Source organism: Pseudomonas sp. NPDC096950 (assembly GCF_044762525.1).
Lineage (GTDB): Bacteria > Pseudomonadota > Gammaproteobacteria > Pseudomonadales > Pseudomonadaceae > Aquipseudomonas.
The window spans coordinates 149,325-155,425 of the sequence record NZ_JBIWEL010000016.1 but is presented as its reverse complement, the minus strand read 5'-3'; the positions used below and the strand labels follow the sequence as shown (position 1 = coordinate 155,425).

Here is a 6,101-nt window from a genome sequence, read left to right as displayed (position 1 = left end):
CCGAAACCTGCGTAACTCTTTGTTTACCAAGGAGTTTTCCGTTTCGACTGCGCCGGAAGTGGGGCGAATTATAGACTTCCAGAATCTGCCGTCAAGCACTGATTTGGCTTTTCTATCAATAAGTTGCATAACGCCGGAAAACAGCTCACCCCCCTAAAGAAGCGCCTCTATATAGAAGAGATACTCAGAGCTCTCGAAAGGCAGCCACAGAAACTCATCCACACAGGCGGAGACTAGGATTCCAGAAAGAGAATTCGAGCTGAAGGAAGCGGACATGAAGTGAAATGGTGTCCCAGGGCAGGTTCGAACTGCCAACCTTCCCCTTAGGAGGGGGATGCTCTATCCAATTGAGCTACTGAGACACAAGTCGCCCGCGAGGACCGCGGTGCGATGGACGGCGAGCATGTTAACGGGCAGGCCTGCTTTTGTCATGTCGTCCTTAGGCTTTTTAAGTGTAGGCAAAAGCTCCAGGCATTCGCACGACCGACACCGTGCAAATTGCATCACCTCAAAACGCCATCATTGCAAATTGCACTGATGCCTTTCAGCGATACAAGCATAAATCATTGTTTTTAAACGATTTAATAGCCGTTAGACTCTTGGCATGCGGACTGCTTCCACTGTTCACCAAGAACAGTGGAGACCAACCCATGAACGGCACCCTTTTACTCTCGAATGCGATCGCTCTGGCTGTGTTGCTTGGCTTTCAATTTGTGCCTAAGGGTGAGGCTCAAGTAGTTACCCAGCGCATGCCTCATTACCTGCAGCTGCAGAAAGCCCCTCAATTGGCGGTCATGAGCGATCAACACGTTTTTGTAAATCAGGAAGCGGACCAACAACCTGACCTGCTACAGACCGCTTCTTCCGAACGATTGGTATTTTGAATCCACCACCAGGAGCATCGCATGTCCAAATCAGCCGCTGGATTTTTTATCCTGGCCCTGTTGAGCGGCATTCTTCATCTTTGTTTAACTCAGGAAGCGGCGCTCACCCTGCCCCTGATTGCCTTCGGCGTGTTTGGTACGCTGTTTGTGCTGGCACTGATCGTCGGGCGACGAATCAAATTTGATCCGGTTTTACGCTGAGCTTAAGCAGGCTCAAAAGATTATTGACCGTAACGGTCAGGTCGCCGGAGTTATCAAGCCGATGGACAAGCATATCGCCGCTCGAGCCATCAGCTACAAATAGTCCATTGCGCCGAATCCTGGCTTCAATTTCTTCCAGACTCTCACGCCCCCGCCGCAACAAGCGCTCGCGCAATACTTCGTCCTTGACCGTCAGCAACACTGGTACCAACTCGGGATACTGCTTCAGCGCGACGGGTAAATGCCCTCGGGAGCCATTGACCAGCACATGACGGCCATTGTGTAGCCACTGATTAATTTCGACGGGGATACCGTAAGCCAGGCCATTGGCACACCACGAAAGCGAAAAGCCCCCCTCCTCCCTGCGCCGCTCGAACTCTGCGGGAGAAACCCCCACGGCATCCTCGCCCACGGACTCAGCCGAACGCGTGATAACCCGCCGCACGACTTCGCAGCCCAGCGCTTGCAAGGATTCACGAGCCGCCTGAATGAGGCTGTCTTTGCCCGACCCGGAAGGACCCATCAGATAAATCAATCTGCCATCCATCCCGAAATCACCCCGCACTACGGTTCGCCTCTAGTAAATCGGCCATTTGCCACTATCCTATACAAGGTATGGAACGATGATCGAATCCGCATAGCATGCACCTCCAGGCGTCTTTGGACATCACCCGCAGGGCAAGAGGACGCGGCCAGGAACACGGACCTGGGCAAACTTTTCAAACCAGTCCGCATTTCTGATAATTGGTGCTGGCATAACGCCTTTATCCAGTTCAATATTTGTCACAGAATTGACGCCAATGAACTGGCTACTTTGAGGCATGATGCGAGCCTCTATCAATTCAGGTTGAACATTTGGCCAGAGTGCTTGTCCTATCAGACATCCTGCGGCCAATCCCGAGAACCGCTCCCCTGAACTAACCGGTTAAATATATGCGCCCATTGAAACAGGCAATTTATTCCAGCCGTACGGCTGACAAGTTCGTCGTACGTCTGCGAGTCGTAATGCGTGAACGCATTGCCGAGGTGGCTCGCAATCATCATCGCAGCATGAACTCCGAGATCATTGCGCGCCTTGAGCAGAGTCTTATTCAGGAAGGTGCACTGGGCGAAGAGCTGAGCATGCGCCTGGACAGTCCGGAGCTGTCGTTGCACGAACGTGAACTGCTGCAACGTTTCCGCCAACTCTCCCACCGTCAGCAGAATGCTCTTGTTTCGCTGATTGCCCATGACGCTGAAATGGCCGCAGACGCGTCCTGAGTCACCCAAAAAAATTCAAGCCAGCATAATCGCTGGCTTTTTTTTGCCTTGAATTTGAGACATAAAAAAACCCGCCAATTTGGCGGGTCTTGAGATACGAATCAGAGCAGGAAGATTGTCGCCAACCCCAGGAAGATAAAGAACCCGCCACTGTCGGTCATGGCCGTGATCATCACGCTGGCACCCATTGCCGGATCCCGCCCCATGCGCGCCAAGGTCATGGGAATCAACACCCCGGCCAATGCCGCCAACAGCAGGTTCAGCGTCATTGCCGCCGTCATCACCACACCCAGGGACCAACTGCCATACAGCAGATACGCGACTACACCAATCACACCGCCCCAGACCAAGCCGTTGATCAAACCTACCGCGAGCTCTTTGCGCATCAGGCGCGATGTATTGCCCGTGCTGACCTGGTCCAGCGCCATGGCCCGAACGATCATGGTGATCGTCTGATTGCCTGAGTTACCGCCAATACCCGCCACGATCGGCATCAATGCCGCGAGCGCCACCAGCTTCTCGATGGAGCCTTCAAACAGACCGATTACCCGGGACGCCACAAACGCGGTAATCAGGTTCACCGCCAGCCAGGCCCAGCGGTTACGCAAGGATTTCCAGACTGAAGCGAAAATATCTTCTTCTTCGCGCAGACCTGCCATGTTGAGAACTTCGTTTTCGCTCTCTTCACGAATCAGGTCGACCATTTCATCAATGGTCAGACGGCCGATCAGCTTGCCGTTCTTGTCGACCACAGGCGCAGAGATCAAGTCGTAACGTTCGAACGCCTGGGCCGCATCGTAGGCATCTTCGTCCGGGTGGAAACTCACCGGATCGCTGGCCATGACATCAGCAACCTGTTTTTCTGGATCGTTGACCAGCAACCGCTTGATCGGCAACACGCCCTTGAGCACGCCGTCGTAGTCGACCACGAACAGTTTGTCCGTATGACCCGGCAACTCTTTCAGGCGACGCAGATAACGCAGGACCACTTCGAGACTGACATCCTCACGGATCGTCACCATCTCGAAGTCCATCAGCGCACCGACTTGCTCCTCGTCATAGGACAACGCGGAGCGAACGCGCTCACGCTGCTGGCCATCAAGGGTTTCCATCAGCTCATGGACGACGTCTCGCGGCAGCTCGGAGGCCAGGTCAGCGAGTTCGTCGGCGTCCATGTCCTTGGCCGCAGCCAGGAGCTCGTGATCGTCCATGTCGGCGATCAGCGTTTCACGAACCGAATCGGATACTTCGAGAAGGATGTCGCCGTCACGATCAGCCTTGACCAGTTGCCAGAGCGTCAGACGATCGTCCAGCGGCAAGGCTTCAAGAATGTAGGCAACGTCGGCGGAGTGCAGATCATCGAGCTTGCGTTGCAGCTCGACGAGGTTTTGCCGGTGAACCAGGTTCTCGACCCGGTCGTGATGCGGACCTTCCTGGCGATGCGTCAGGTCTTCGACCACACGCTGACGCTGCAACAGCTCAACGACTTGAGCGAGGCGGTCCTGCAAGCTTTCCTGCGTTTTCTTTACTTCAACTTCGGACATAGGCGAACTCCACTCCCAGCAGCGGGGCACGCCGGAAGGATCAATCAGTCAATTCATGATTGGAAAAACGGGGTACTGAGTAACTACTGGGTAAGTCCATGGAGGTTTTCCACAAGCCCCGGCGGGGCTGACGGGCGCAATGATACACCGCCTGACGGTTTAAAACGTTAAAAAATCGTGGTTGAAACAAGCGCTTGCAAGACAAACCTGAGCGCTGCCCTTATCCATCAAACTGCGACGACTTATCCTGAAAAGAAAACACACCGCAGCCCGAAAATGTAGCGACTACCCTTCTGGTCAGACGTCATGGAGGACGCCATATGCCATCGAACACACATCTTCTTTTACTGGCTACCCTGCTCTACCTGCCACCCAAGGCGTTTGCCGCCACCATTCACCGATGCGAGGCACCTGACGGACGCATTACCTTCACCACAATGAGCTGCAGGGCCGGAGAGCACCTTTCACGTCAGGATGTGCGCCCATTCATGCCAGGCACCATCGTTGCGGTCATGCCCGAAGCCACTGCACGGGAAACATCAGACACACACGCAAAAAGGAGAGAGCTAACCGTTGTTGGTCAATCCGAGGACAAATGTGGAAACCTGATCGACGCCAGGCAACGACGCGAAGCGATCATCAATCAGCGTGTCATTGCCGGCATGAATCAGCAGGACGTCGAAAGCGCGCTCGGCAAACCGGACAAGATCAGTATTCGCAATTCGGCCACGAGCTACCGGTATGACCTCAAGCGAGGCCGAAGTGCTCACGTCGATTTTGATGAAAGAGGATGCGTGAAAGGAAAAGCCAAATCCCAGACGGCAAAAAGCCCGCGTTAAACGCGGGCTTTTTGGTGTTTGGTGCACTCGACAGGATTCGAACCTGTGACCGCTCGGTTCGTAGCCGAGTACTCTATCCAGCTGAGCTACGAGTGCATTTTGTGTTTTTAAACCAGACCACAACTGGCTGAAGCAAAGTTGCTCGCATTACTGCAAACAACTCTTAAATGGTGCACTCGACAGGATTCGAACCTGTGACCGCTCGGTTCGTAGCCGAGTACTCTATCCAGCTGAGCTACGAGTGCATTTGTTGCCGCGCATTATAGGCCGTCTAATCTCTATGTCAAACACTTTTTCTAGTAATTTCAACAACTTACCGAAGAAGCCAGATTACAACGTACTACGCAAATAATGGCGGAGAACGGGGGATTCGAACCCCCGACACCCTTTTGAGGTGTACTCCCTTAGCAGGGGAGCGCCTTCGGCCACTCGGCCAGCTCTCCGCAACACGGGGCGTATCTTAACCAACCTTTTCCCCGTTTGCAAACATAAAAAACGATAAAAATTAATGGCTTGGTTCGTCGTCCTTCTCTTTCTTGATCCGTAAGTAGATTTCCTCACGGTGAACAGCAACCTCTTTCGGTGCGTTAACGCCAATACGCACTTGATTTCCTTTGACGCCGAGCACGGTCACAGTGATTTCGCCATCACCAATAATCAGGCTTTCTGCGCACCGACGAGTCAGAATCAGCATACCTTTCTCCTCACGCATTACAGTTCAGGGACAACAGTCTGCAAAAAAAAGGCACTCGACCTACAACCGTTACGATCGCAGCCCTACATGCCTGAGTATTGACCAGCGCGAGCAAAAGAACAGTTCCTGGGTCGCGCTATTCAAAAAAGACGAAGGGCGCGGTCAGACCGCGCCCTTCGGCAAACGCATCACTCGCCCTGACGGGCCGGCGCGTCCAGTTCGAAAGCCGTGTGCAGAGCGCGCACAGCCAGTTCCAGGTACTTCTCTTCGATCACAACGGAGACTTTGATTTCCGAGGTCGAGATCATCTGGATGTTGATGCTTTCCTTGGCCAGGGATTCAAACATGCGGCTGGCCACACCGGCGTGCGAACGCATGCCGACACCGACGATCGAAACCTTGGCGATCTTGATGTCCCCCACGACCTCACGGGCACCGATCTCGCGAGCGGTGTTTTCCAGCACGGTTTGCGCGGCCTGGAAGTCATTGCGGTGCACGGTGAAGGTGAAGTCGGTGGTGTTATCGTGCGCAACGTTCTGCACGATCATATCGACTTCGATGTTCGCGCCACTGATCGGCCCAAGAATCTTGAACGCAACACCCGGGGTGTCTGGCACGCCACGGATGGTCAGCTTGGCTTCATCGCGGTTGAAAGCGATGCCGGAAATGATCGGCTGTT

Annotated in this window: 8 protein-coding genes and 4 tRNA genes; 4 read left to right on the top strand and 8 right to left on the bottom strand. The window is 54.0% G+C overall.

Annotated features, from left to right (window positions below):
• Positions 1-285: 285 nt before the first annotated feature.
• Positions 286-362 (bottom strand) — tRNA-Arg (locus ACIQY3_RS23010).
• A 288-nt stretch (positions 363-650) separates the two neighbouring features.
• Here ACIQY3_RS23010 and ACIQY3_RS23005 point away from each other — a divergent pair.
• Positions 651-884: a hypothetical protein gene (locus ACIQY3_RS23005; protein WP_403023983.1), complete on the top strand. Its 234-nt coding sequence runs from the start codon at positions 651-653 to the stop codon at positions 882-884.
• A 21-nt stretch (positions 885-905) separates the two neighbouring features.
• Positions 906-1,085 (top strand): PA3371 family protein, encoded by a 180-nt coding sequence (locus ACIQY3_RS23000; RefSeq protein WP_403023980.1) that lies wholly within the window; start codon positions 906-908, stop codon positions 1,083-1,085.
• Here the strand turns inward: ACIQY3_RS23000 and phnN are convergent.
• Positions 1,060-1,632, bottom strand: a complete 573-nt coding sequence (phnN, locus tag ACIQY3_RS22995) for a phosphonate metabolism protein/1,5-bisphosphokinase (PRPP-forming) PhnN (protein WP_403023977.1) — start codon at positions 1,630-1,632, stop codon at positions 1,060-1,062. The genes ACIQY3_RS23000 and phnN overlap by 26 nt on opposite strands.
• A gap of 386 nt (positions 1,633-2,018) precedes the next feature.
• Between phnN and ACIQY3_RS22990 the strand changes: the two genes are divergently transcribed.
• Positions 2,019-2,345 carry an Arc family DNA-binding protein gene (locus ACIQY3_RS22990; RefSeq protein WP_403023973.1) on the top strand — a complete coding sequence of 109 codons (327 nt, stop codon included), beginning with the start codon at positions 2,019-2,021 and terminating at the stop codon, positions 2,343-2,345.
• 101 nt (positions 2,346-2,446) lie between these two features.
• Here ACIQY3_RS22990 and mgtE read toward each other — a convergent pair whose 3' ends face one another.
• Positions 2,447-3,889, bottom strand: coding sequence for a magnesium transporter (gene mgtE, locus ACIQY3_RS22985; RefSeq protein ID WP_403023970.1), 1,443 nt, complete (start codon positions 3,887-3,889; stop codon positions 2,447-2,449).
• 320 nt (positions 3,890-4,209) lie between these two features.
• Between mgtE and ACIQY3_RS22980 the strand changes: the two genes are divergently transcribed.
• Positions 4,210-4,728: a cell envelope protein SmpA gene (locus ACIQY3_RS22980; RefSeq protein WP_403023967.1), complete on the top strand. Its 519-nt coding sequence runs from the start codon at positions 4,210-4,212 to the stop codon at positions 4,726-4,728.
• A gap of 19 nt (positions 4,729-4,747) precedes the next feature.
• Here ACIQY3_RS22980 and ACIQY3_RS22975 read toward each other — a convergent pair.
• The 5 genes from ACIQY3_RS22975 to ACIQY3_RS22955 form a co-directional block, all read right to left on the bottom strand.
• Positions 4,748-4,824: transfer RNA gene (locus ACIQY3_RS22975), tRNA-Arg, on the bottom strand.
• Between the two features lie 72 nt (positions 4,825-4,896).
• Positions 4,897-4,973, bottom strand: a tRNA-Arg gene (locus ACIQY3_RS22970).
• Between the two features lie 107 nt (positions 4,974-5,080).
• Positions 5,081-5,171, bottom strand: a tRNA-Ser gene (locus ACIQY3_RS22965).
• A 62-nt stretch (positions 5,172-5,233) separates the two neighbouring features.
• Positions 5,234-5,422: a carbon storage regulator CsrA gene (csrA, locus tag ACIQY3_RS22960; RefSeq protein WP_003178872.1), complete on the bottom strand. Its 189-nt coding sequence runs from the start codon at positions 5,420-5,422 to the stop codon at positions 5,234-5,236.
• Positions 5,423-5,610: 188 nt separating this feature from the next.
• Positions 5,611-6,101, bottom strand: a 491-nt coding sequence (locus tag ACIQY3_RS22955; RefSeq protein WP_403023963.1) for an ACT domain-containing protein, incomplete at its 5' end; no start/stop codon positions are given.